18 protein-coding genes, 1 tRNA gene and 1 riboswitch are annotated in these 24,100 nt (G+C 70.1%); of the genes, 14 read left to right on the top strand and 5 right to left on the bottom strand.

Annotation, left to right across the window (positions count from 1 at the left end; all coding sequences use genetic code 11):
- Positions 1–106: 106 nt before the first annotated feature.
- The 5 genes from SFY69_06830 to SFY69_06810 all read left to right on the top strand — a co-directional run bounded on the left by SFY69_06830 (position 107) and on the right by SFY69_06810 (position 7,668).
- Positions 107–1,462 (top strand): replication-associated recombination protein A, encoded by a 1,356-nt coding sequence (locus SFY69_06830; protein ID MDX2131747.1) that lies wholly within the window; start codon positions 107–109, stop codon positions 1,460–1,462.
- 85 nt (positions 1,463–1,547) lie between these two features.
- Positions 1,548–2,186 carry a 5-formyltetrahydrofolate cyclo-ligase gene (locus tag SFY69_06825; protein ID MDX2131746.1) on the top strand — a complete coding sequence of 213 codons (639 nt, stop codon included), beginning with the start codon at positions 1,548–1,550 and terminating at the stop codon, positions 2,184–2,186.
- 130 nt (positions 2,187–2,316) lie between these two features.
- Positions 2,317–3,615 (top strand): L,D-transpeptidase family protein, encoded by a 1,299-nt coding sequence (locus tag SFY69_06820; protein MDX2131745.1) that lies wholly within the window; start codon positions 2,317–2,319, stop codon positions 3,613–3,615.
- Positions 3,616–3,937: 322 nt separating this feature from the next.
- A complete protein-coding gene (locus tag SFY69_06815; protein MDX2131744.1) occupies positions 3,938–6,646 on the top strand; it encodes a DNA gyrase subunit B in 2,709 nt (902 codons plus the stop codon).
- A gap of 122 nt (positions 6,647–6,768) precedes the next feature.
- Positions 6,769–7,668: a hypothetical protein gene (locus tag SFY69_06810; protein MDX2131743.1), complete on the top strand. Its 900-nt coding sequence runs from the start codon at positions 6,769–6,771 to the stop codon at positions 7,666–7,668.
- A gap of 6 nt (positions 7,669–7,674) precedes the next feature.
- Here the strand turns inward: SFY69_06810 and SFY69_06805 are convergent.
- Positions 7,675–7,748, bottom strand: a tRNA-His gene (locus SFY69_06805).
- A gap of 153 nt (positions 7,749–7,901) precedes the next feature.
- On the opposite strand from SFY69_06805, the gene pckA reads away from it, so the two are divergent.
- From pckA to SFY69_06775, 6 genes are all read left to right on the top strand, one after another.
- Positions 7,902–9,497: a phosphoenolpyruvate carboxykinase (ATP) gene (gene pckA / locus SFY69_06800; protein MDX2131742.1), complete on the top strand. Its 1,596-nt coding sequence runs from the start codon at positions 7,902–7,904 to the stop codon at positions 9,495–9,497.
- Positions 9,498–9,519: 22 nt separating this feature from the next.
- Complete coding sequence (locus SFY69_06795) at positions 9,520–10,980, top strand: DUF4375 domain-containing protein (GenBank protein ID MDX2131741.1); 1,461 nt, start codon at positions 9,520–9,522, stop codon at positions 10,978–10,980.
- Positions 10,981–10,999: 19 nt separating this feature from the next.
- On the top strand, positions 11,000–11,887 hold the full coding sequence (locus SFY69_06790; protein MDX2131740.1) for a type II secretion system protein: 888 nt from the start codon (positions 11,000–11,002) through the stop codon (positions 11,885–11,887).
- Positions 11,888–11,943: 56 nt separating this feature from the next.
- Positions 11,944–12,825 (top strand): type II secretion system protein, encoded by an 882-nt coding sequence (locus tag SFY69_06785; GenBank protein ID MDX2131739.1) that lies wholly within the window; start codon positions 11,944–11,946, stop codon positions 12,823–12,825.
- A gap of 48 nt (positions 12,826–12,873) precedes the next feature.
- Entirely contained in the window at positions 12,874–13,662 is a 789-nt protein-coding gene (gene tpiA, locus SFY69_06780; GenBank protein MDX2131738.1) for a triose-phosphate isomerase, read from the top strand.
- Between the two features lie 197 nt (positions 13,663–13,859).
- Positions 13,860–14,600 carry a hypothetical protein gene (locus SFY69_06775; GenBank protein ID MDX2131737.1) on the top strand — a complete coding sequence of 247 codons (741 nt, stop codon included), beginning with the start codon at positions 13,860–13,862 and terminating at the stop codon, positions 14,598–14,600.
- A 528-nt stretch (positions 14,601–15,128) separates the two neighbouring features.
- Here the strand turns inward: SFY69_06775 and SFY69_06770 are convergent.
- The 4 genes from SFY69_06770 to thiC all read right to left on the bottom strand — a co-directional run bounded on the left by SFY69_06770 (position 15,129) and on the right by thiC (position 19,631).
- Positions 15,129–15,938, bottom strand: a complete 810-nt coding sequence (locus tag SFY69_06770) for a PEP-CTERM sorting domain-containing protein (protein MDX2131736.1) — start codon at positions 15,936–15,938, stop codon at positions 15,129–15,131.
- 425 nt (positions 15,939–16,363) lie between these two features.
- Positions 16,364–16,849 (bottom strand): GNAT family N-acetyltransferase, encoded by a 486-nt coding sequence (locus SFY69_06765; protein MDX2131735.1) that lies wholly within the window; start codon positions 16,847–16,849, stop codon positions 16,364–16,366.
- On the bottom strand, positions 16,846–17,457 hold the full coding sequence (locus SFY69_06760; GenBank protein MDX2131734.1) for a hypothetical protein: 612 nt from the start codon (positions 17,455–17,457) through the stop codon (positions 16,846–16,848). Before SFY69_06760 ends, SFY69_06765 begins: the two co-directional genes overlap by 4 nt.
- A complete protein-coding gene (thiC, locus tag SFY69_06755) occupies positions 17,454–19,631 on the bottom strand; it encodes a phosphomethylpyrimidine synthase (protein MDX2131733.1) in 2,178 nt (725 codons plus the stop codon). Before thiC ends, SFY69_06760 begins: the two co-directional genes overlap by 4 nt.
- Positions 19,622–19,725: riboswitch (TPP riboswitch) on the bottom strand. (Overlaps the previous gene by 10 nt.)
- A gap of 167 nt (positions 19,726–19,892) precedes the next feature.
- On the opposite strand from thiC, the gene SFY69_06750 reads away from it, so the two are divergent.
- From SFY69_06750 to SFY69_06740, 3 genes are all read left to right on the top strand, one after another.
- Positions 19,893–21,413, top strand: a complete 1,521-nt coding sequence (locus tag SFY69_06750) for a hypothetical protein (GenBank protein ID MDX2131732.1) — start codon at positions 19,893–19,895, stop codon at positions 21,411–21,413.
- A gap of 88 nt (positions 21,414–21,501) precedes the next feature.
- A complete protein-coding gene (locus SFY69_06745) occupies positions 21,502–22,380 on the top strand; it encodes a GNAT family N-acetyltransferase (protein ID MDX2131731.1) in 879 nt (292 codons plus the stop codon).
- 388 nt (positions 22,381–22,768) lie between these two features.
- The gene (locus tag SFY69_06740; GenBank protein ID MDX2131730.1) at positions 22,769–24,100 is read left to right on the top strand and encodes a S41 family peptidase; all 1,332 of its coding nucleotides are present in this window, start codon (positions 22,769–22,771) and stop codon (positions 24,098–24,100) included.

Below are 24,100 nucleotides of genomic sequence, written 5' to 3'. Positions count from 1 at the left end.
GCGGTCACTGAAGATTTGTCATGCCCGTATCGCCCGCATGAAGCCGGTTTCACACGGTCGGGGCGCTCGTGTTCGGGGGCGGTCAGGCCCGCCCCTAGAGTTCTCCATGACCGATCTCTGGGCCCAGCGCCGGGACGATTCCATCCGCGCCGTGGAGCCCCTGGCGGTGCGGATGCGTCCCCGCACGCTCGACGAGATCGCCGGGCAGGAGCACATCCTGGGGCCCGGCAAACTCCTGCGCCGGATGCTCGCGGCCGACGCCATCACCAGCCTGATCCTGCACGGCCCGCCCGGCACGGGCAAGACCACCCTCGCCGAGGTCATCGCCGGGCACACGAAGCGCGCGTTCGTGCGCGAGAACGCCGCCAGCGTGGGCGTGAAGCGCATCCGCGAGTTCGTCGAAGAGGCCGGCAATCGCCTGGACCTCGAACGCCGGCGCACCATCCTGTTCCTCGACGAGATCCACCGGTTCACGCGTGCGCAGCAGGACGTGCTGCTGGCAGATGTCGAGCGCGGGCTGATCACGCTGATCGGCGCGACTACCGAGAACCCGCTGTTCGCGGTGAACTCGGCCCTGGTGAGCCGCAGCACGCTCCTGCGCCTGGAACCCCTCAGCGAAGACGCGATCATCGGCGTGCTGCGCCGGGCGATCGCCGACCCGCAGCGCGGGTATGGGCGCCTGCCGGTGCGCGTCGCGGACGACGCGCTCGCCGTGTGGGCGGCCAAGAGCGACGGGGACGCCCGGCGCGCCCTGACCGCCCTGGAAGTCGCGGTGCTGAGTTCGAAATCGCACGCGACCCAGGACGAACTCGTGATCGATCGCGCCGCGGCGGAGGACTCGATCCAGCAGAAGGCCGCCGTGTACGACGGGACGGGCGACGAGCACTACGACACGATCTCGGCGTTCATCAAGAGCGTGCGGGGGACGGACCCGGACGCGGCGGTGTACTGGCTCGCGCGGATGATCGAGGCGGGCGAAGACCCCCGGTTCATCGCGCGCCGCCTGGCGATCCTCGCGAGCGAGGACATCGGCAACGCCGACCCGCGCGGGATCATGGTCGCCGCGGCGGCGTGGGAACTGGTCGAGCGCGTCGGCATGCCCGAGGCCCGCATCATTCTTGCGCAGTGCACCACGTACTTGGCGCTGGCCCCCAAGAGCAACGCGAGCTACCTCGCCATCGACGCCGCCGTCGCCGACGTGCGCGAGGGTCGGACCATCCCCGTGCCCGTGCACATCAAGGACGGGAACGTCCGCAAGGCGACGGCGATGAGCGCGGGCGCCACCCGGGGGGCTTCGTACGACTACGCGCACGACCACGCCGACGGGTTGGGGCGTCAGGACTATCTGGGTGTCGAGAAGCGGTACTACGTGCCCACGGACCGGGGTGCGGAGAAGGCGATGGCGGAGGTGCTGGAGCGGGCGCGGGCGGCCCGGCGCGAGGGGCCGCCGCCACCCGCCTGATTGACGCGCGAGGTTTCACACGCCCGCGCGTCGCATTCCGATACTGAGACGGGCGGGGCGCGCGGACGGCGCGGGAGCGTGTGCCATGCGGGAAGTGATTCTCGGTGCGAGGAGCGTGGAGGTGCTCGCGATGGACGACCTGCGGGAAGCGAAGGTGGCGCTCCGCGAGCGGGTCCGGGCGACCGTCCGCGAGGTGACGCCCGAACGCTGGGCCGAGGCGTCGTCGGCGGTGTGCGCCCGCATCCTGGAACTCACCGAATACCGCCTGGCCCGCGTCGTGATGCTCTACCACCCCACGCAGCGGGAACTGAGCCTGCGGGGTGTTGCCGAGGCGTGCCTGCGCACCGGGCGGACCGTGTGCCTCCCGCGTGCGAACTGGATCACCGGGCAGTTGCAGCCGGCGCGCCTGTGCGCCTGGGGCGAGGGGCTCTCCGAACCGGTCCGCGGCATCCGTGAGCCCCTGCCCGCCGCCGCCGCCGTCGCGCCCAGCCGCATCGATCTCGTTGTCGTCCCGGGCGTCGCCTTCGACGCGTGCGGCGGGCGACTGGGACGGGGGTCGGGGTTCTACGACCGGTTCCTCGCCGGGGCCGGCGGGTGCATGCGGGGCTACAAGGTCGGCGTCTGCCTCGACGAGCAGGTCGTGGAGAGCGTGCCGATGGGAGCCGCCGACACACGCCTCGACGCGGTTGTCACCCCGACGCGCGTCCTCGTGCGACAGGGGTAGCATCCAGCGTCCGGGTGCGCGCTCGCCCGCGCGACGCGCCCCCCGGGCAGACCGTCCTCGCATCTCACAAGGTGGTGACATGGCCCTCCCCTCGCAGACCGAACGCAGTTCTCATTCCGGACGCCCGGTGATGACCCGCGCCTCGCGCTCCCGCATGCCGCGCAGCGTGCTGGTCGTCACCATCGTCGTGCCGATCGTCGGGGCGCTCCTGGCGCTCTACTCGACGCTCCCCGAGGGCGGCGCCTCCCGGCAGAACGACGACGCTCCGCCCGCGCGCGATGTCGCCGACGCACGCCCCGGGCCGACGCCGAGCCAGCCCCCACCCCGACAGACCCCCCCGAGCACGCCCCGATCCCTCGTGCAGGAGACGCCCCGCCAGACCCCCGCGTCCGCCGATCGCCCCGCGCCCGGCGCCCCGGACCCCGCACGCACCTCCACGCCCACCGGGCCGGTTCCCGGCACGCTCGGCTCGGCCCTCGAGGACGCCGCCAAGCGCGCCGCCGGCACGCCTCCTCCGGCCGACACCGTCGGTGGTCGTCCGACGCCGGTGGACGTCACGCGTCCGGACCTGGCGCCGGTCCGTGAGCAGCCTGCCGACGCCGCCCCGCCCCCGCCGCGCCCGGACGGCACGCTCACGTCGAGCACCTCCACGGCCAACGTGCGGACGCTGATCGAGGCGGGCGAGCGCGCGCTGGCGTCGGGCAAGCTGGTCGAGGCGCGGGTGAACCTGAGCCGCGCGTACATGGATCCGAACATCGCCTCCGGCGACGCGGAGATGATCCGCCAGAAGCTCGGGGCGGCGAACGCCGACCTGGTCTTCTCGCCGAAGGTGACGCCGGGCGACCCGCTGACCGAGCAGTACACCGTGCAGAGCGGCGACGTGCTCGAGAAGATCCGCAAGCGCCGCGAACTGACGCCCGACTGGCACTTCATCGCGCGCGTGAACGCGCTGGCGAACCCGGACCGGCTGAAGATCGGGCAGAAGCTCAAGCTCGTCCGCGGGCCGTTCCACGCCATCGTGCACAAGAGCGACTTCCGTCTCGACCTGTTCGCGGGCTCGCCCGACGACCCGGCGTCGTGGCTGTTCATCCGTTCGTTCCGCGTGGGCCTGGGCGCCGAAGAGAGCGGCACGCCCCTGGGCACCTTCAAGATCCGCAACCGCATGGCCAACCCGTGGTGGATCAACCCCCGCACGCGCGAGCGCTTCGACGCCAACGACCCCAAGAACCCCATCGGCGAGCACTGGCTCGGCTGGGAGGGGCTGGGCGATTCCAAGGTGCACACCGGCTTCGGGCTGCACGGCACGATCGAGCCGGAGAGCATCGGGCAGCGCCGCTCGATGGGCTGCGTGCGCATGCTCGCCGACGACATCGCGTTGATGTACGAACTGCTGGCCGAGGACGTCAGCATCGTGAAGGTCGTGCCCTGACCGATCCGCGGCACCGCGCCGATCTGTTCGATGTATGGACGGGTATTGATCGGTGCAGCCTTCGGCATGTCCGACGGGTGCGGCGCGTCCGAGCGCGCGGGGCGAGGCGCGGGCCGAGCGTCGCCCCGATCGGGGATGGAGGACAAGGCCCCGCACCGGGCGATTTCGCCGAGAATTCCCGCGCAAACGTGGGTCGGAGGCTCGCAACGGGCCGGGGTTGAACCTATCATTCCAGGTTCCGGGCCGCGGGGTCCGGACGCTCCTCCGCGTCGGGGCGAACACGCCCGCGGCGCCGGCAACGCACCCTAACCGCCGAGGACACATGACGCACGCCGATCTGTCCGCGCCGAAACTCCCGAGCACGCCGGCCGAGGTCAGCCCGCCGGAGCGCGGGACGAACGGGGTGAGCGGGGTGAGCGGTGGGTACGGCGCGGCACAGATCCAGGTGCTCGAAGGGCTGGAGGCGGTCCGCAAGCGCCCGGGCATGTACATCGGGGGCACCGGGCTCAACGCGCTGCACCACCTCGTGTACGAAGTGGTCGACAACTCGATCGACGAGGCCATGGCCGGGCACGCCACGTTCGTGCGCGTCACCATCGAGCCCGACGGGACGTGCACGGTCATCGACGACGGGCGCGGCATTCCGACCGATCCCATGCGCCACGAGGACCCGACCCTCAACGGACGCCCCGCGATCGAGGTCGTGCTCACCAAGCTGCACGCCGGGGGCAAGTTCCAGCAGGAGGGCAGCGCGTACAAGGTCTCGGGCGGGCTGCACGGCGTGGGCGTCTCGTGCGTCAACGCGCTGTCTGAGCACCTCGACTGCGAGGTGTACCGCGACGGGAAGGTCTACTCGATCGGCTTCGAGCGCGGACGCGTGACCGAGCCCCTGCACGTGGTGGGCAACATCCCCTCGAACGCCGACCGCACGCGCGGCACGACCGTGACGTTCCGCCCGGACCCGACGATCTTCCCGGACACCACGTTCGACTACGCGACCCTCGCCGCCCGCCTGCGCGAGCTGTCGTTCCTCAACCCGGGCGTGACGCTGACGCTGACGGACGAGCGCGTCGGGCCCGACGGGCGGGCGCGCAGCGAGACCTTCCGGGCCGAGGCGGGCCTGCTCGAGTACGTCGAGCACCTGATGACGGGCAAGACCGCCGTCACGCCCGCGGTCGAGGTCTCGCGCGAGGACGCCGCCCAGTCGCTGCGCTGCGATGTGGCGCTGCGCTACCACGACGGGTACAACGAGACCCTGCTGACGTTCGCGAACAACATCAACAACGTGGACGGCGGGACGCACGGGCAGGGGTTCAAGGTCGCCCTCACGCGCGCGCTCAACGCCTACGCCCGCAAGGCCGGCATCATCAAGGACAAGGACCCGGTGCCGACGGGCGAGGACCTGCGCGAGGGGCTCGTGGCGATCGTGTCGGTGAAGCTGCCGAGCCCGACCTTCAACAACCAGCCGAAGGAAAAGCTGCTCAACCCCGAGATCGAGACGTTCGTCTCGCAGGCGGTGGGGGAGGGGCTCGAGCGCTGGCTGGAGGAGCACCCGGCGGACGCGAAGCGTCTGTGCCTGAAGGGCATCGTGGCGGCCCAGGCGCGAGAGGCCGCCCGCAAGGCCCGCGAACTCACCCGGCGCAAGAGCGCGCTCGACAGCGGGAGCATGCCCCACAAGCTGCGCGACTGCAAGACGCGCAACGTGGAGGAGTCCGAGCTGTTCATCGTCGAGGGCGACAGCGCCGGGGGCAGCGCCACCCAGGGGCGCAACGTCGAGACGCAGGCGATCCTGCCCCTCAAGGGCAAGATCCTGAACGTCGAGAAGGCGCGCGTCGACCGGATGCTCGACAGCGAGGAGATCCGCACGCTCATCGCGGCGCTGCGGGTCGGCATCGGGGCCGAGGTCGATCTCTCGAAGCTCCGCTACGGCAAGATCATCATCATGACCGACGCCGACGTGGACGGCAGCCACATCCGCACGCTGCTGCTCACGTTCTTCTTCCGCCAGATGCCCGAGCTGATCCGGCGCGGGCACATCTTCATCGCGCAGCCGCCGCTCTTCCAGTTGGCGCGGGCCGGGCGCGGGAAGAAGGGCACCTACGTGCTCAACGACCGCCTTCTCGACGACGCGCTGATGGAGATGGGCATGGGCGCCGCGAGCCTGCACGTGCGCGAGGTCGTGCCGACGGGCGAGGCCGCGTGGAATGTCCGCGAGGCCGCCGTGCTCGAGGGCAACACGCTCCGGCGCGTGCTGTTCCTGCTGCGACGCACCATCGAACTCGTTGAGATCGCCGAACGGCGCGGCACGCCCTTCGCGACCATGCTCGCCCAGGCGGCCAACGACCCCGACGGCGCCGGGCGACTCCCCACGCACCGGGTCACGTGGCGCGGCGGCGAGTCGCACGCGTGGTCTGAAGAGGCCGCCCTGGCCGACGTCGGGCGGCGCGGGCTCCGCCTGGCCGACCAGGTGGCGGCGGACGGCGCGTCGGGCGAGGGACGGGCCGAGGGCGGCGCGGGCACGGCCGTCATCCGCGAACTCCACGAGAACCGCGAACTGGAGCGTCTGCTGGGCGAACTGGGGGCGCTGGGCATCCGCGTGACGCCCGAGTCGTGGCGTGCGCAGCAGGGCGAAGCGGTCACGGGCGAGAAGATGCCCTGCGCGTTCGCGTGGGTCACCAGCGGGAGCGAGAGCGAGCCCGGGCCCGAGGGCGCGGCGGGCGCGCCCGGCGCGGAGGCGAAGCGGTCGCCGCGCGTGGTGGAGTGCCCGAACGTGCCGTCGATCCTCGACGGGCTGCGCGAGATCGGCCGTCGCGGCGTCGAGGTGAAGCGCTTCAAGGGGCTGGGCGAGATGGACGCCGACCAGCTCTGGGACACGACGATGGACCCGACGCGCCGGACGCTGCTGAAGGTGACGTGGGACATGGGCGGGAACGCCGACGCGCTGTTCACGATCCTGATGGGCGAGGAAGTGGAGCCCCGGCGCAAGTTCATCGAGGACCACGCGCTCGAGGTGCGGGTGCTCGACGTGTAGCCGTCGCGGGCGCGGCGTCCGAGAACCGGGTGCGAGATCGGTGGTTTGCTCAGGTCCCCTCGGGGCGGGGCCGATGGTGGAACTACGCGGGCCGAGGCACCCCGCGCAGGGGACTCATCGGCATGGCGCAGCAGGCCGGCATCCGCACCGCGCGCGTCGCGACTGGCGATCGCCTGAACACCATCGGCGTCAACCAGATGGACCTGGAGGTCCTGCTGGCGCACATGGACGGGGGCGAGAACGGGTCGGGCCCGCGGAGCAAGCGGGCGTTTGCGCGCTGGCCGTACCGCCAGGTGACCGTGGTGACGGACTTCATCCACCCCGGGGGCTCGGCGGTGACGCTGCGTCTGGCGGCGCGGAACCTGTCGCGTCGCGGGGTGTCGCTGCTGCACAACTCGTTCCTCTACCCCGGCACGAAGTGCTTCGCGCACCTGCCGAAGCTCAACGGCTCGACGGTGAAGTCGGCCGGGGTGATCAAGCAGTGCCGCCACCATCGCGGGGTGATCCACGAGCTGGGCATCCAGCTCGAGCGGCCTCTGAAGCTGTCGGAGTTCGTGTCGAACACGGACACGGGCGTGCTGCACGCGCTCGAGGCGGTGGACGCGGGGCGGCTCGAAGGGCACATGCTGCACGTGGAGGACAGCGACCTGGACGCCCGGATCGTGCCGCACTTCCTGACGGGCTCGAAGCTGAAGATCACGCGGGTGAAGACGGCGGGCGAGGCGCTGGAGGCGCTGCCGGGGACGTTCGACGTGGTGCTGTGCGACTGGCACCTGGGCGACCGGGTGGCGTCGGACCTGCTGCACGAGCTGCGGAGCAAGGGCATCAACGTGCCGATCGTGGTGGCGACGGCGGACCCGCTGGCGGTGCTGTCGAGCGACCCGGCGCGGTTCCGGATCGGGCTGCTGCCCAAGCCCTTCACGCAGGATCAACTCTTGGTGACGCTGGGCGAATGGCTGATCATCGCGAAGGAAGACGCGCCCGCGCCCCCGCCGCAGATGGGGTTCAGCGCACTGCTGTAGCGCAAGGGTGGCCAACGGGACTCGAACCCGCGACCCCCGGGATCACAACCCGGTGCTCTAACCAACTGAGCTATGGCCACCATGCATGGCGGAGATCCGCCGCAAGAGTGATTCTAGGTGATGCCGGGCGGGCGCGTCTACGGCGCCGGGCGGGCGCGTGCGGGCGGTAGACCCGGGTGCATCGCGGGCACTAATCTTCTCTCCCGGCGTGTGGGCCGGTGTGGGAGTGCACCATGAGCCAGGCGATCCTCGACCGACTCGACTCTTCGTCGTCGCGCGTGTTCGCGAACCTCTCGAGCGCGGAGCTGGTGGAGCGGGCGCTGCGGGCGGGCGAGGGGCAGCTCGCGTCGAACGGGGCGATCGTGTGCCTGACGGGAGATCGCACGGGACGCAGCCCCAAGGACAAGCATCTGGAAGACGTGCCGGCGATCCACGACAAGATCTGGTGGGGCAAGGTGAACACGCCGGTGACGCCCGCGCAGTTCGACGCGGCGTTGGAGATCGCGGTCAACCATCTCAACTCGCGTCCGCAGGCGTACGTCTTCGAGGGGTACGCGGGGGCCGACCCGCAGTACCGCCTGGGGGTGCAGGTGGTGACGGAGCAGGCGTGGCACGCGTTGTTCGCGAGCACGCTGTTCATCCGCCAGGGGACCAAGGCCGCGGGCGCGCCCGTGCCGTTCCGCAAGGACTGGACGATCCTCAACGCCGGGCGCCGGCGACTGACGGCCGAGGAGCAGGCGCGGATGGGGTACAAGTCCCCCGTGCTGATCGCGCAGAGCCTGACGCGCAAGACCGTGGTCATCCTCGGGAGCGAGTACGCGGGCGAGATGAAGAAGAGCATCTTCTACGCCATGAACTACGACATGCCCGAGGCGGGCGTGTTCCCGATGCACTGCTCGTGCAACGTCGACCGCGCGACGGGCGCGAATCCGGCGCTCTTCTTCGGGCTCTCGGGCACGGGCAAGACGACGCTCTCCGCCGACCCGCACCGCGCGCTCATCGGCGACGACGAGCACGGCTGGAGCGACCGGGGCGTGTTCAACTTCGAGGGCGGGTGCTACGCCAAGTGCATCAAGCTCAGCAAGGAGGGCGAGCCGGAGATCTGGAACGCGATCCGCTTCGGCAGCGTGCTCGAGAACACGGTGATCGACCCCGCCACGCGCGTCCCCGACTACGACAGCGCGAAGTACACCGAGAACACCCGCGTGACGTACCCGGTGGACTACATCGACGGCGCGGTCATCCCCAGCGTCTGCGGGCACCCCAAGAACGTGATCTTCCTGACGGCCGACGCGTACGGCGTGATGCCCCCCGTCAGCAAGCTCACGCCCGAGCAGGCGATGTACTACTTCATCAACGGATACACCAGCAAGCTCGCGGGCACCGAGGCGGGCGTCACCGAGCCCCAGCCGAACTTCTCGCCCTGCTTCGGCGGGGTGTTCCTCCCGCGTCCGCCCATCACCTACGCCCAGCAACTCGCCGCGAAGATCAAGCAGCACGGCGCGAACGTCTGGCTGCTGAACACCGGCTGGACCGGCGGGGCCTACGGCACGGGCAAGCGGTTCAGCCTCAAGTACACGCGCGCGTTCGTGACGGCGATCCTCGACGGCTCGCTCGCGAAGGCCGAGTATCACACCGACCCGGTGTTCGGGCTGCATATCCCCAAGGCGGTGCACGACGTGCCGACCGATGTGCTCATGCCCCGCAACACCTGGGCGGACCCCAGGGCGTACGACGCGCAGGCGGCCAAACTGGCCAAGGGCTTCCGCGACAACGACGCGACGTTCGACATGCCCGAGGCCGTCCGGGCCGCCGGCCCGCGTGGGTAGGCGGTCGGCAGGGCATTCCAGCATGGGCCGCTCCAACGTCCGGGACGATGCCACGCTGCCGAGTTCCGCAGCGGCGTTCCGCGCCGTCGTCGACCGCTGCCGCACGGAGGACGAGCGTAAGGCGCTGTACGAGCGCGTGGTGAACGCCTGCCCGGTGTACCGCGCGCTGGTGAAGCAGGGGCTCGCTCGTGACGCGGCACATCGCACGCCCGACGCGCGCCGACTCGAAGGGCGGCTGCTGGAGTTTGTCCGCACGCAGGCGATGTCCCGAGCGGCCGGGCGCCGCCTGACGCTCTCGCACGCGGGTGCCTGGCGAGACCTGGTCCATATGCGATCCGCCGCGTTCGCGGCGCGGCTGGCGGTGTGGGCGCGCTCGGCGGACACGGTGCTCGCGGGCGAAGCGGCGGCGCACCTGGCCTGGATGGGCCGGCGACGGGACCTCGCGCGCCTTCGAAAGCTCGTGGCGTCGCGCCGCGCGCCCGTGGTCGGGGGCGTGGCGCTCGGGGCCGGCCGGGCGATCGCGCACAAGCACGCGGAGCCCGGGTTCGGCCTCGCGATCGCGCGGGCCGTTCGCCCGTTCCTGACGATGGAGAAGCCGCTGATCGGTAAGTCCGGCCCGCTGGGCGACATGAGCGAGGCGCTCGGGCGCGTCGCATCGCTTCAAGTCGCCGCCGACGTGAAAGAGGGGCTCGCGCTGCTCGCGGGCCCCGCGGTGCTGAGGCCCGCGAACCCCGCGCTGCGGGCCGCGCTGCGCGAGCTGGAGAACGAGCTACCCGAGGGCGCGTCGATCATTCAGCGGCATGTCGACGCGGACGCGGTGTGGAGCGTGCTCGACGATGTACGGCCACGGGCTCTGCGCGAGGCGCGAACGAAGCGCGGAGACTTGGGCGGGGTAGACGCGGCGTTCGTCTTCGGCATGGCGCTCGTGCTGGGCGCCATGGCCGAGCCCGGACGCGCACGCCGCGAGGTGGCGGCCTTGCACGACGAGCCCGCCCTTCGCGCTCGATTCAAGCACGAGATCGCGGCGGCCTCGCGGTGGTGCTCGGGCGCGCCCGACCCACAGGCGCTGCTGCGCGGGTTCATGAAGCGCCCGCAGCGCTTCACGGGTGTCGCACGGGACGTGCTCGCCGCGTACGAACTCGCCGAGCATGTCGCGTGCGACGGCCTGGCGGTGTACTTCCACAACCTGGGGCACCATGCGGGCTGGGCGGCGGCGGGGCTCGAGGCGGTCGGACTGCCCCGGCAGGCCGTGCTGCTCCGCAAGGCCGCCACGCGTGTGTTCGGCGCGGAATCGGCCGGAACGCTCGGCGAAGCCCGCGCGCGAGCGTCGAGCCTGACGCCCGCGCAGGATCGGGCCCTGGAGCGGGCGTGCGATCCCTTCGAACGCCAGAACGACGACGTCCGAGAGGCAGTGGAGCGGTACATCGATCGGCACGCCGAGGTGTTCTCGGATGCTGCGAAATCTGGGCGGCGCCGCGCGTGATCCGTAGTAGAATGGTGCCATGACACGTCGGGCGTTCACCCTCATCGAGCTGCTGGTTGTGATCGCGATCATCGGGGTGTTGATTGGCGTGCTGCTGCCGGCGCTCGGGGCGGCCCGGCGGTCGGCCCGAGCGACGACGTGCGCCGCCACGCAGCGGTCGATCGGGCAGGGGTTCTTGCTCTACACCACCGACCATCGCGAGCGAGTGATTCCGTCGTACAACATGTCGGGGATCGACACCACCGAGCCGCTCGACGGCTGGGGGCCGATCCTCGACCGCGACGGCTACATGACCGGCGCGCGGGAGACGAAGCGCGGGCCGTTCGTCTGCCCCGAGACGCTCGACGTCGACGCGGTCTCGACCGGGCAGACGGGCACGGACCCGCAGAAGCCCAAGGGGTGGGTCGACTGGCCTTTCAGCCGGACCGGGACGGGCAACGTCCCCACGGAGATCCCCGAGCGCGGCTTCGAGCGGGTCGTTCGGGTCTCCTACTGGATCAACGCGCTCAACCCCATCGGCGGGTCCGTCGTTGTCGACCGCGACCTGCATTACACGGGTTCGGTGGGCTACGGGCCCGGGAAGAACGGCCTCGGCATCGAGCAGACAAAGGTCCAGGCGTTTGTTCGCCCGGACCAGCTCATCGCCACGGCCGACGGCGTCTACGCCGGGCGCCATCGCGACAACAAGATCGGGCGGCCGAACTCGCGGATCGGCTATCGCCACCCGGGCCCCGGCGGCGGGGCGGTGAACGCCGCGTTCGCCGATGGGCACGTCAGTCCCATCGATGCGATCGTGTTTCCCCGGGGGCTGGGAGGCGGGAACGACCCGCAGGTCGTGCGCGACGAGAACCTGAACGGCAAGGCGACGATCTTCGCGAACCCCGAGAAGGCGCTGGCCCTGCCGTAGCCCCCTTGTGGACGATTTTGTCTGGGATTCTCGGCCCGGCGCGGTACCATCGCGCCATGCCTCGCGCCTTCACGCTGCTGGAACTTCTGGTGGTCATCGCGATCGTCGCGCTGCTGCTGGGGGTGCTGCTGCCGGCCTTGAACGGTGCCCGGCGCGCCGGGCGTGCGACGGTGTGCCTGGGCAATCAGCGGTCCGTCGCGCAGGGCTTCCACTTGTATTACAACGCCAACCGCGACCTCGTGGTGCCTTCGTACAACATGACCGGGATGGACACCACCGAGCCGCTCGACGGCTGGGGGCCGATCTTCGACCGCGACGGCTACCTCACCGGCGCGGGCGGCGGCATGCGGGGCCCGCTCGTCTGCCCCGAGACCCTCGACATCGACGCCATGGAGCTCGGCGAGACCGGCGACGACCCCCGTCGCCCCAAGGGGTGGATGGACTGGCCCACCATCAAGGTCGGCACCACCTTCACGCCCACGACCATCCCCGAGCGGGGCTTCCACCGCGTGCTCCGCGTGGCCTACTGGATGAACGCGTTCAACCCGATCGGCACCGGCAACCCGGTGACGCAGGACTTCTACTACACCGCCTCGGTGGGCTATGGCCCCGACGCCAACGGCGTCGTCGCACGCCAGCTCAAGGTCAGCGCGTTCATCCGCCCGTTCCAGCTCATCGGCACCGCCGACGGGGTGTACGCCGGGCGCCAGCGCAGCAACAAGATCGGGTCGACCGGATCGCGTATCGGCTACCGCCACCCCGGGCGGGGCGGCGGCTCGGCCAACGTCTCGTTCTCCGACGCCCACGCCGCCCCCGTCGATGCGGTCGACTTCCCCCGCGGGCGCGGCGGAGGCGACCCCGGCGTCGTCTGGGCCGAGAACACCCAGGGACCCGCCAGCCTCTTCGCCAACCCCGAGCGGTTCCTGTCCCCGCCCTAGCCACCCGCCCGTGACGGGCCACCCCCGTGCGCCGTACGCTCTTCCCCGATGAGCGATCGCAAACCCTTCGTCGGCGGCAACTGGAAGATGAACACGAACCGGACCACCGGTTCGGACCTCACGCGCGGCGTCACGGACGGCCTGATCCAGGTCGACGGCGTCGACGTCGCCGTGTTCCCGCCGTTCCCGTACCTCCTCACCGTCCGCGCCATCCTCCGCGACCGCGGGTCTTCGGTCCGCCTGGGCGCGCAGGACGTCTACTTCCAGCAGGACGGCGCTTACACGGGCGAGGTCTCCGTCGCCATGCTGAAAGACTGCGGCACGCAGGCGGTGCTCGTCGGGCATTCCGAACGCCGCCATGTCCTGGGCGAGAAGGACGAACTGGTGAACAAGAAGCTGCGCGCGGCGCTCGAGAGCGGGCTCGAGGCCGTCCTGTGCGTTGGCGAGACCCTCGACGAGCGCACCGCGGGGCACCAGGACATCGTGACCGCCCGGCAGGTCCGTACCGGGCTGGCCGACATCCCGGCGAGCATGACCGAGCGGCTCGTCATCGCGTACGAGCCCGTCTGGGCCATCGGCACCGGCAAGACCGCCACGCCCCAGGACGCCCAGGATGCCCACGCCCAGATCCGCACGCTCATCGGGCGCACGTACGGCAAGGACGTCGCCGCCCGCGTGCGGATCATCTACGGCGGGTCGCTCAAGCCTGATTCCGCGCAGGCCCTCTTCGCGCAGCCGGATGTCGACGGCGGGCTCGTTGGCGGCGCGTCGCTGAACGCCGCGGACTTCGTCTCCATCTGCAAAGCCGCGGCGGAATCCGTGCGCGGCAACTCATAAACGCGCGATCGCAACCTGCCCGCGACGCTATCGACCCGACTGTGAGTGCCCGGCCGCCGGCCCTCGCGCGACGACGTCACGAAGAAAGTTAACACGTTCCGCGCGCTGCGGGCACCGGACGCGTCTTGACAGCCTGACAGATGTACGGGTATGTTCATCCCGCGCCGGTCGCAGGCCGCGCTCTAAGCGAGAAACAGATGACCCGAAGCATGTATCGGCTGGGCGGGCTGGTGCTGGCGTGCGTGGCGGTGATGTTCGCGGTCGCCGGCTGCCGCGACACGCCCGAGAGCCAGGTGCTCGCCCAATATCGCAAGGGCGAGCAGGCGATCGCCGACTACAACGTCGCGGCGTACAAGTCGGTGATCTCGCCGCACGCGATCGAGGACATGCAGGGCGAGCTCGCGCTCGCGATGACGGCGGACGCGAGCGTCACGAAGACGCTCCGCCCCTCCACGATGATGTTCGTGATCGCGCTGCGCAATCGCCAGCCCCTCCAGTACCTCAAGCGGATGAGCGTGGATGACTACATCCTGTGGCTGATGGAGCAGGGCTTCATCACGGTCGACGCGGACAACGACATCTACCCGTACAGCGTCTCGTTCAAGCAGGGTGCCGCGATGGTGCAGATGGGGATGAAGGTCGAGGCCGAACGGTCGAGCGGCATTCGCTTCGGCAGGCGGCGCGGCTCGGGCCTCGTCAGCCTTATCAGCGCCGCCGTGCCGCGGTCGGAACTGGTGCCGCTCGAGGGCTACGAAGTCACCTATGTGCAGATGAACGGGGCCTGGGTGTCCGACGGTGCGGCGCTCGCGAACACCATCGACCAGTGGCTGAAGGAAGAATCGGCGTCGGAGAAGATGAGCGTGCCCGAGTTCATCCTGATGATCGAGCAGGAATCGCACGGCTCGCTGAAGCAGGATCTCTTCTCGCCCCCGAAGTAGGCGCGGCGGCGAACGAGCGAGGCGTGCCTCGTTGCCGCGCCGAACACACCATGAAAAAACGGGAGGCGGACGCCCGTGCATCTCGGCGTCCGCGCTCCCGTGCAGAGTGCGCGGCGGCTGTTCTCTCTCAGCCAACCACCGCGCGTCCCGAACGTCCGACGGAGAGGCCCCTCCAGACCCCACCGTGGACGGGGAGGACACCGTTCACCGCGCACGCGGGCGCTCGCCGTCCGTGCTGCTGTGCCCGTCGCATGGCCATCTGCTCCGCTCGCTCAGAGACCGGGCCGCCCACACGGGCTTCTCCGATCGCGGGGTATTCTGCATGAAGCCTGCGCGCGCGCCAAGCAAAAGCGAGGGACTTTGTGCAATTAATGTGATCAATCGTCACGAGTCGATCGCACAACAGTTGCATGAACAGTGACTCACACGCCCTCATGAAACACCGACGGCCGGACCATGGGGTCCGGCCGTCGGAGATGCGAACATGCGAGATGTGCGCCAGCGCAGCGCACGCGCGGGCGCGCGCGGTCAGCGCCGGCGACGGCTCAGCGCGAGCAGGCCCACGCCCGCGAGCGCCAGGCTGCCCGGGCTGGGGATCGAGAAGGTGATGATCGCCGAGCGGCTGAAGCCGGGATCGATCACGACGTTCGACCACTGGTAGCCGCCCGTAAAGTTGCCGGCGGCGAAGGGCAGGCCGGTATTGTCGAAGTTGTCCTCGCTGGCGTCGGTGAGCTCGCCGCGCAGGGACGGGGAGGAGGCCACCTGGAAGTTGGTGGCGTTGGAGCCGCTGTAGTCGGCGCGCAGGAGCGCATCGCTGATCGAGATGAGGTTCGTCGAGCGCAGGATCGCGGTGTCGTCGTCGGGCGTGCCGCCGATGTCCGCGTCGGTGTAGTTGAACAGGTTGATGGAGATGGTGTCGTTGCTGGTGTTCGTGATGGTCACGCGCGACGTGAAGAACCCGGCGTTCGCGCCAGTGGACTCGACTTCCCACGTGATGTCGGCGCGGAACTGGTCGTAGAACTGCTGCATCTGGCCGATGTTGCCGCTGAACGACGATGAGGCGCCGTCCACCGCGCTGTTGAACACGAACTCGCGGTTGTCCGTCGACAGGCGGAACCACCAGAAGTTCTCCAGAACCTGGTTCGTCGTCCCGCCGTCCACAGAGAAGCTGACAGCCGGGATGCTCGTCGATGTGCCCGAGGTCGGCGCGGCGCCGACGGTGAGCTGGACGTTGCCGTCGTTGATGGTGCCGCCGGCCTGCGCGAAGCCGACAGACGTCGCGCCGCACACTCCGGCGCACACAACGAGGTTGCGGATCGAACGAACGGAACTTCTCATGGGGCCCTCCTTCAAAGTGAGAAAGTACTCATGCGCGACGACATGTCTCGCACCCCCGCCCCGCGTGTAAGTATGAGTGATGACACCGCCGTGGCAACCGGAATTAACCCGGAGCGTACGAATTCCTGCGATCAGAAAGCGGTGAACTGGCATTCATGAGCACTTCATGTGCGCGCGCATGTTTCGAACACGATGGCATTCAACGAGCCGTACGTCCCTGGGCGATCAGATTCCGACGGCCCCCGCATGGGGCGTCACGGCGCGGGACTCCCCGGCGCACCACGCTGGGGGCGGATGGAGTTCAGCCTCACGCGGGGCGGCGTGCGCGAGAGCGCGGGCTCCCCGCTCGCAAGCCGCGCACGCTCCACCGACGTGCCGGTGCGCCGGCGAGGGCGCGGTGCGTCCGGCCGCCGTCGTCGCGCCGCCTAAGACGCCGCGATCTGCTTCACCATGATGAGCATGGGCACGCCTGGCCACACGCCGTGCAGTTCTTCCAGCGGCGCATACCCGATCGACCGGTAGAACCGCATGGTCAGCGCGTACTCCTCGCAAGGGAGCGACGGGCCCTGGGTCTTCACCTGCAGCACCCGCACGCCCTCCGCCGCAAGGACGCGTTCAATCTCGCGCATGAGCGCGGTTCCCACGCCCGTGCCGTGTGCTGACTTCATCGCGGCGATGCACGAGACCTCCGCCGCTTCGGGGAAGTGCCGGCGGATCGAGACGAACCCGACGGGCACGCCGCCCCGCCACGCGATCCACGTCGGCAACGTCGCCGTCTCGTCGATGTACTGACGCGTGCACGACTCGATGCCGAACCACTCCGGCACCGATCGGAGAATGGGCTCGCACAGCCCCGGCGCCTCCGGGCCGGCGGGGCGGATCGAGATCAGGGCGTGCGCGGGCGTGGTCACGTGCGGTGCTCCGTGTTGACGGCGCATCGCGCGATCTCCACGATCACGTATGGCCCCGGCTCGGGCTCTTCGATCGCGAAGCGCTCCGCGGCAGAACCCGCCAAGGCCATGTCGTCGAGCGGGCAGAGGGGATTGACCGGGATCTCGTCAGCGAACCCGTTGCAGGAGAGTGGCGAGCAGCCGAAGCTCCGGAGATCGACGCGGGGCAACTCGATCTTGAAACAGCCGGATTGGAGACTCACGACGTCCAGGCCCAGACGCGTCGGGCACGGCGTCGTGGCGCAGTCGACTTCTGGCGCGTCGGACGATGGCAGCGCGAGCGCAATGGGGCCGCGCTTGGTGAACAACACCGGGTACAGGCGGTACGAGTGAACCTCGAAATCGCGGGCTCCCGCACGAACGCCGGCATCTCTCGCCGCGACGGCATCGCGGTAGCTCCCGGTTTCGTTGAGCAGGTCCCATTCGGGCGCTTTGGGAATCTCTGCCGAGAGACACCTGCTGGCGCTGCACACCACGCGGACGCCCGGCAAACACAAGTCGCCCGTAACAACCCGAGGTTGACGCGGGTGGTAACCGAGTAACATGGGCATGGAAGGCGTGACGCTCACACCACCCGATCCTCTTTCGCGATCCCCAGCGCCGGGCGGACGTCGACCTGCACCAGCACCTCGCGCCCGGCCTTGGCCGTCTGGAGCCGCTTGGCCTCGTCGGGGTCGACGTAGTCGCTGTGGCACGAGAGCTTGCTTTGCATGGCGTTCGGCATTCGTGATTCGGCATTCGTGCCGCCGTCCACGCCCGCGATGCCCGGGTCATGGCTGGCCGTCGCAGCAGCCCCGGCTGATGCCCGCGGCCCGGTGCCGACCGCCTTCTTCACTTTGCTCGCGAGCCGGTGGATCTCGTCGGGCGAGAGCACGCCGCGCTTCGCGAGAATCTCTTGCTGCTCGGGCGTGAGCGCGGCGGACTTCTTGGCTCCTCCGGTCACCGTGCCGTCCTTGCCGCCCATGCGCTCGAAGCCCTCGGCCTTGCCGCTCGCGAACTCCTGGATCTCCTTGCTGATGCGCACGCTGCACCAGTCGTGCCCGCACATCGCGCAGAAGTCGGTATCGACGTCGAGGTCCTCGTCGTGATACGCCCGCGCCGTGTCGGGGTCGAACGACAGCTCGAAGTGCTTCTCCCAGTTCAGGGCCGCCCTGGCCTTGGTCAGCTCGTCGTCGCGGTCGCGCGTGCCGGGGATGCCCAGCGCCACGTCCGCGGCGTGGGCCGCGATCTTGTACGCGATGCACCCCTGCTTCACGTCGTCCTTCTTCGGCAGGCCAAGGTGCTCCTTGGGCGTCACGTAGCACAGCATCGCCGCGCCGTGGTACGCCATCGCCGTCGCGCCGATGCACGATGTAATATGGTCGTACCCCGGGAACATGTCCGTGACCAGCGGCCCGAGCACGTAGAACGGTGCACCGTGGCAGAGCGTGCGCTGCACCTTCGCGTTCCACTCGATCTGGTCGAACGGCACGTGCCCGGGCCCTTCGATCATGACCTGCACGCCGTGCCGCCACGCACGCTCGGTGAGTTCGCCGAGGGTTTCGAGCTCGGCGATCTGGGCGGCGTCGGTGGCGTCGGCGAGCCCGCCGGGGCGCAGGCCGTCACCGATCGAGAAGGTCACGTCGTACCGGCGCAGGATCGCGCAGATGTCGTCCCAGCGCTCGTACATGATGTTCTCGCGCCCGTGCACGAGCATCCACTTCGCGAGCAGGCTCCCGCCGCGCGAGACGATGCCGATGAGCCGGTTCTTCACGTGCTTGAGGTGCGCCCGGCGCACGCCCGCGTGGATCGTGAAGTAGTCCACGCCCTGGCGTGCCTGGTGGTGCAGGCTCGCCTCGATCGTGGCCCAGTCGAGGTCCTCGATCTTCTTCCCGATGATCATCGAGTAGATCGGCACCGTGCCGATGGGCACCGTGCTCGCGCGCAAGATCGCCTCGCGGCATGCGTCGAGGTCGCCCCCGGTGCTCAGGTCCATCACCGTGTCCGCGCCCCAGCGCTCGGCCCACTTGAGCTTCTCGACCTCTTCGTCCGTGCCGCTGGAGACCGGCGAGGCGCCCATGTTCGCGTTCACCTTCGTCTTGCTCGCGCGCCCGATGCACATGGGGTCGAGGTTGTATTGCAAGTGGTTCACGTTCGCGGGGATCACCATTCGGCCCGCGGCGATCTCGTCTCGCACGGCGGCCGCCGCACGCTCGCCCTCGCTCCACCCGCCCGCGGGATCACTCGGAAACAGGGCTTCGAAATGCGGCTCGCGCTCGGCCACGCGCCGCATCTGCGGCGTGATGATCCCCAGGCGCGCGAACTCCAACTGCGTGACCGGGCGGAAGCCGGACGGGAAGATCACCCGCAGCCGGCGCCCGCGCGCGGTCGCGAACTCGACCACGTCGCGCGCGCTCCCCGCGCAGTTCGTGCACACCTCGCCCGAAGAACGCGGGAACGAGCGCGACGACTGATCGGGCACGTGCGGATTGCCGCTCGGCACCTCGCCCGACCACGCGCGGTCGGCGATCTCGCCGAGTTCGACCACGCTCCAACCCGCTGGCAGAAAGTCCCACGCCGTCTTCTCGCTCGGCGCGGGCATGTTCGGGGTGTCGGGCGATGCGAACATCCGCGGCCCGCCCACGTCGTGCCGCAGCGCGAACGAGCCGGGCGTGGTGACGTTGGGCGTAGACCCGGGGTTGAGCGCGCCGTGCACGGGCGGCATGAATCGCGAAGCGCCGGCGACATCCGAATTGAACGACATGGTGCTTTCCCTCCGCCGGTGCGAACCGGATCAGGTTCCACGGGTACGTCTCAGCGGCCAGGGACAGTCCCCGGCCGCGCCCCGAAGCGTGCACGACTCTAGGGGTGCCTCGGCTGGGCGGGCGGACTCCGCTCGCCGCCCCCGCGGATTCCGCGTGCGATCGTTCCGGTATGCGTTCCCGAATTTCTAGCAGGTTCCCAGCCAGACGTCGCATTGACATCGGCGGGCCGCGTCGGCCCCGAACTCACGAAGGAGCCGGTCATGCGTCCATATGCGAACCGTTCTGTCCGCGTCATCGCCCTCTTGGCCGCGCTCGCAGGCGGCACGTCGGCCCTTGCCGAGCCCATCGACGGAAGCTGGACCTATCAGGGTGAGCTGAAGGAAAACGGGCAACCGGCCAACGGCCTCTACACTATGCGGTTTCAGTTCTTCGACGATCCCTTCGGCGGAAATCCCGTCGGCACCCCGGTCTGCTGGGCCGGACTTACCGTGGCCGACGGTCGGTTCAAGGTCACGCTGCCCGACTTCGTCGCGAACGCCGACGGCCAGAAGCGCTTCCTGCAGATCCAGGTCAAGCCATACAACCCCGACAACAGCTGCACCGATCTCACCACCCTCTTCCCGCGCCAGGAACTCACCAGCGCCCCGTACGCCGACTTCGCCCGCGAGGTCCGCGGCGTCTACGTGAACTCCAACGAACAGTTCGTCGGCGTCGGCGGACGAACCACCTCGATCACCAGCGCCGAGCAGTTCGGCGTGCACCGACCCACGGCGAGCTTCGGCGGGATGTACGTCTCGACCAACGCCGGCGGCGAGCCGTTCTACGGCTACGCCGCGAACGGGGTTCCCCTCGCGTATCACTTCGTCGACGGCAGTTCGGGCGAGTGGTCGCTCGTGCAGAACAACACGAAGCGGATGTCGATCGAGGCATCGGGCGTTCGGTTCTTCGATTCGTCGACCCAGCCGTCGGTGGAGATCGCGAACGAAGGCGGGCGCTCGCTCTTCCGGCGCTGGAATCCGGAGGGCACTTTGGGCGACGTCGGCATGTCCTTCGACGTCTTCCAGAATGACACGTACCTGCGCGTCCCGTACCGCCTCGCCATCGGCACCATCGACCCCGGCGCGCGGCTCGAAGTGACCGACGACTCGGCCATCACCGCCATCTTCGACCGCACCGGCACCGACGGCGCCATCGTCGTCTTCAGCAACGACGGCACCCCCGCCGGCTCCATCAGCGTCGTCGGCGCCACCGTCTCGTACAACGCCTTCAGCGGCTCGCACTACGGGCACTTCGACGCCGACTACACCCGGCGCCCCGAGCGCGGCCTGCTCCTCACCATGACCGGCAACAACCTCCGCATGAACGCGCAGGACGACGGCGAGACCCTGCACGGCGTCGCGCTCACCTCCACCCCCAACGACCCCGCCGTCATCGGCGTCTACAACGGCCTGCTCGACGAGGCCCAGCCCGGCTCGGATTCCAACCCCGTGCTCGTCCTAGCCGAGGGCAACGGCGACGTCTTCGTCACCGACGACGGCCGCGACAACATCAAGCCCGGCGATCTCCTCATCAGCGCCGCCATCCCCGGGCACGTCATGCTCGACGATCCCGCGCGCTTCCCCACCGGGCACATCGTCGCCCGCGCCGCCGCACGCGTCGACTGGTCGAAGGTCACCCCCGGGCCCGACGGCGTCAAGCGCGCACGCCTCGCCGTCCTCTTCGACCGCTCCATCCGCTCCGGGGGCGCTGCCCCGGCCGGCGCCGCGGCCAGCGCCCGCTGATGTACCCGTGTGAGTCCGACGCGACAACACCACGGGCGGCCGGGCGAACATGCTCGGCCCCCCGCTTTCGTGCGGGTACGCTGCCGCCATGATCGACCCGCCCGAACTCGCCCGGCACATCGACCGCACACGCCGCTGGCAGGTCGCGTTCCGGCCTTCCATGGGCGTGCGAGACCTGCCCAACGGCTGGCTCTGCGCCGAGCCCAACACCGATTCCGGCGAGACCGCCTCCGGCACGCGCAACCGCGTCTACTGGCACGCGCCCACCGGCCCCATCTCCGTCGCCGAGATCGCGCAGGCCGCCGCCGGCGCCCGTGAACTCGGGCTCGCCTCGATCTTCGTGTGGCTCGCGCCCTGGGCGTGCGATGCCGCGTGCGAGCGGGCGCTCTTCGACGCCGGGGCCGTCCCCGTGCCGGACGTGCGGTTCATCGCGCTCGCGCGCCCCGCCGCGCCGATCGAGCCCGCGCCCGCGCCCCAGCCCGCGCCCGCGACGTCGCTGCGCATCCGGCGCGTGCACCTCGACGAAGCCCCCGCGTTCTTCGATCACGTCCGCCCGTGGTACTGGCCCACCGGCGCCGACACCGCGCTGCGACAGATGCAGGGCGGGCTCATCGAGACCTACGGCGCGTTCGACGCCGACACGCCCGTCGCGCTCGGCCTGCTGACCCCCGACGTGCAGACCTCCGATCCGCTGACGCCAGACGCCAAGTGGGCGTACCTCGGCTCGGCGCTCACCCGCCCGGATGCGCGCGGGCGCGGCGCACAGCGTGGGCTCATCGCCGCCCGAGTGGCGCGGGCCGCGGAACTCGGCGCCGCCTGGTGCGCGAGCGAGATCAACACCACGACCGAGACCTCGCTTCGCAACCTCCGCGCGAGCGGGTTCACAGAGGTCATCGAGTGGCGTGTGTTCCGGTGGATGCTGCCGGCGTCGCACCGAGCGGGAGATCAGCCGCGTCCGTCCGCGTGAGTCGTGCGCGCGAAGCACGCCGAGGCTATGCCGCCCCCGCCCATGCGCGACGGATGCGACGCACGGCAATGAGAACGCCCGCGGTCGCGACAGCCGCGAGCGGCAACGAGACGCACGACGTGCCCGCGCCTCGTGCGCCAGCGTGTCGCGGTCCCACAGGCAGGCGGCCGCGCGTTCGGGCGTCCCCGCGACCCCGGCCGCGAGCGCCAGCACACTCGCCCACTCCGTCAAGCCGCGTGTCCATCGCGCTGCGCTCATAGGACCTCCCAACGTGATACCGCGAGCAATGCTCGTTATACCGCGCCGACGCACCCGCGTTGCACAACAGGGCAGAGACTCTCCCAAGGCAAGCCGCGTGCGCAGCCCGTGTGCCGGGCTACGCTCGCGCATGCGCACCGTGTCAGCCGGCATGTTGATGTGCACGTGGGCCGCCACGCTCTCGCTGCACGCCGCCCCGCCTCGGGTCGTCGAGGCCTTCCCCGACACCGCCGACCGGGTTGACCCCACAACGACCGAACTCCGGATCATCTTCGACCAGGACATGCAACCCGGCGGGCGATCAATCTGCGGCGGGGGCGACACATTCCCCACGATCTCCGGCGCACCGCGATGGCTCGATGCCCGGACCTTCGTCCTGCCGATCACCCTCCAGGCCGACAAGGCGTACGTCCTGAGCGTCAACTGCCCCGCGGCCCGCAACTTCAAGTCCGTCACCGGCGAGCCCGCCGAGCCCTACGCCATCTCGTTCGCCACGACCAAGGCCGGCGAGGCCCCGCCCACGCTCGCGCCCGAGCAGGCCGCCGACATGCTCGTCCGCCTGCGCCGTCTCATCGACGAGCGATACTCGCATCGCGACCTGCACGACATCGACTGGCCCGCCCGCTTCGAGCAGTTCCGCGGGCGCCTCGCCGGCGCGCCCACGCCCGCCGCGTTCGCGCGCGCCGCCGCCGAGTGCCTCCGCGTAAACAACGACCTGCATCTCACGCTCGAAGTCAGCGGCGTGCGCCTCGCGACCGGACGCCGGGCCGTCGCGCCCAACTACAACGCCCGCACGCTCGCGACGATCGTGCCGAACTACACGCCCTCGCGCACCGGCGCCCGCGGCGTGTTCGACACACCCTCCCGCGACGGGCGCATCGGCTACATCGCGATCCACACCTGGAACGCCGACGCGAGCACGCAGGCGCTCGCCGACCTCCGCGCACTGGGCGACATCACCGGCCTCGTCGTCGATGTGCGCCTGAACTCCGGGGGCGATGAGGCCGCCGCGCGCGCCTTCGCCACCCGATTCGTCGAGGGGCCGACCGTCTACTCGCGCAGCCTTATCCGAAGCCCCGACGCCTCGGGCGGCTGGGACGGCCCGTTCGAACGCACCGTCGAGCCCGCGCCCGACGCCACGCCGTTCGGCCATCGCGTCGCCATCCTCATCGGCCCCGCGTGCATGAGTTCCAACGAGTCGTTCGTCCTCATGATGCGACGCCCCGGCCAGCGCGAGCTCTTCGGCGCCCGCACCTGGGGCAGCAGCGGCAACCCGCGCCCGCACGACCTCGGGCACGCCGTCACCGTGCACCTTCCCTCATGGCGCGACCTCGCGCCCGACGGGTCCGAGGTCGAAGGACGGGGCATCGAGCCCGACCACGCCGTGCCCTGGCCTTCGCCGCCGCCGGCCGATCGCGACCCGGTGCTCGACGCGGCGCTCGCCTGGCTGCGGGATCACTGA

The organism is Planctomycetota bacterium (assembly GCA_033763975.1).
Taxonomy (GTDB): domain Bacteria; phylum Planctomycetota; class Phycisphaerae; order Phycisphaerales; family UBA1924; genus RI-211.
The sequence above is the reverse complement of the archived record's forward strand: the minus strand, read 5'-3'. Positions and strand labels throughout refer to the sequence as shown.

Bases quoted from the DNA above. Each gene is read 5' to 3' on its own strand.
- SFY69_06830 (MDX2131747.1), top strand. From the start codon at position 107: ATGACCGATCTCTGGGCCCAGCGCCGGGACGATTCCATCCGCGCCGTG.
- SFY69_06825 (MDX2131746.1), top strand. From the start codon at position 1,548: ATGCGGGAAGTGATTCTCGGTGCGAGGAGCGTGGAGGTGCTCGCGATG.
- SFY69_06820 (MDX2131745.1), top strand. From the start codon at position 2,317: ATGACCCGCGCCTCGCGCTCCCGCATGCCGCGCAGCGTGCTGGTCGTC.
- SFY69_06815 (MDX2131744.1), top strand. From the start codon at position 3,938: ATGACGCACGCCGATCTGTCCGCGCCGAAACTCCCGAGCACGCCGGCC.
- SFY69_06810 (MDX2131743.1), top strand. From the start codon at position 6,769: ATGGCGCAGCAGGCCGGCATCCGCACCGCGCGCGTCGCGACTGGCGAT.
- pckA (MDX2131742.1), top strand. From the start codon at position 7,902: ATGAGCCAGGCGATCCTCGACCGACTCGACTCTTCGTCGTCGCGCGTG.
- SFY69_06795 (MDX2131741.1), top strand. From the start codon at position 9,520: ATGGGCCGCTCCAACGTCCGGGACGATGCCACGCTGCCGAGTTCCGCA.
- SFY69_06790 (MDX2131740.1), top strand. From the start codon at position 11,000: ATGACACGTCGGGCGTTCACCCTCATCGAGCTGCTGGTTGTGATCGCG.
- SFY69_06785 (MDX2131739.1), top strand. From the start codon at position 11,944: ATGCCTCGCGCCTTCACGCTGCTGGAACTTCTGGTGGTCATCGCGATC.
- tpiA (MDX2131738.1), top strand. From the start codon at position 12,874: ATGAGCGATCGCAAACCCTTCGTCGGCGGCAACTGGAAGATGAACACG.
- SFY69_06775 (MDX2131737.1), top strand. From the start codon at position 13,860: ATGACCCGAAGCATGTATCGGCTGGGCGGGCTGGTGCTGGCGTGCGTG.
- SFY69_06770 (MDX2131736.1), bottom strand. From the start codon at position 15,938: ATGAGAAGTTCCGTTCGTTCGATCCGCAACCTCGTTGTGTGCGCCGGA.
- thiC (MDX2131733.1), bottom strand. From the start codon at position 19,631: ATGTCGTTCAATTCGGATGTCGCCGGCGCTTCGCGATTCATGCCGCCC.
- SFY69_06750 (MDX2131732.1), top strand. From the start codon at position 19,893: ATGCGTCCATATGCGAACCGTTCTGTCCGCGTCATCGCCCTCTTGGCC.
- SFY69_06745 (MDX2131731.1), top strand. From the start codon at position 21,502: ATGATCGACCCGCCCGAACTCGCCCGGCACATCGACCGCACACGCCGC.
- SFY69_06740 (MDX2131730.1), top strand. From the start codon at position 22,769: ATGCGCACCGTGTCAGCCGGCATGTTGATGTGCACGTGGGCCGCCACG.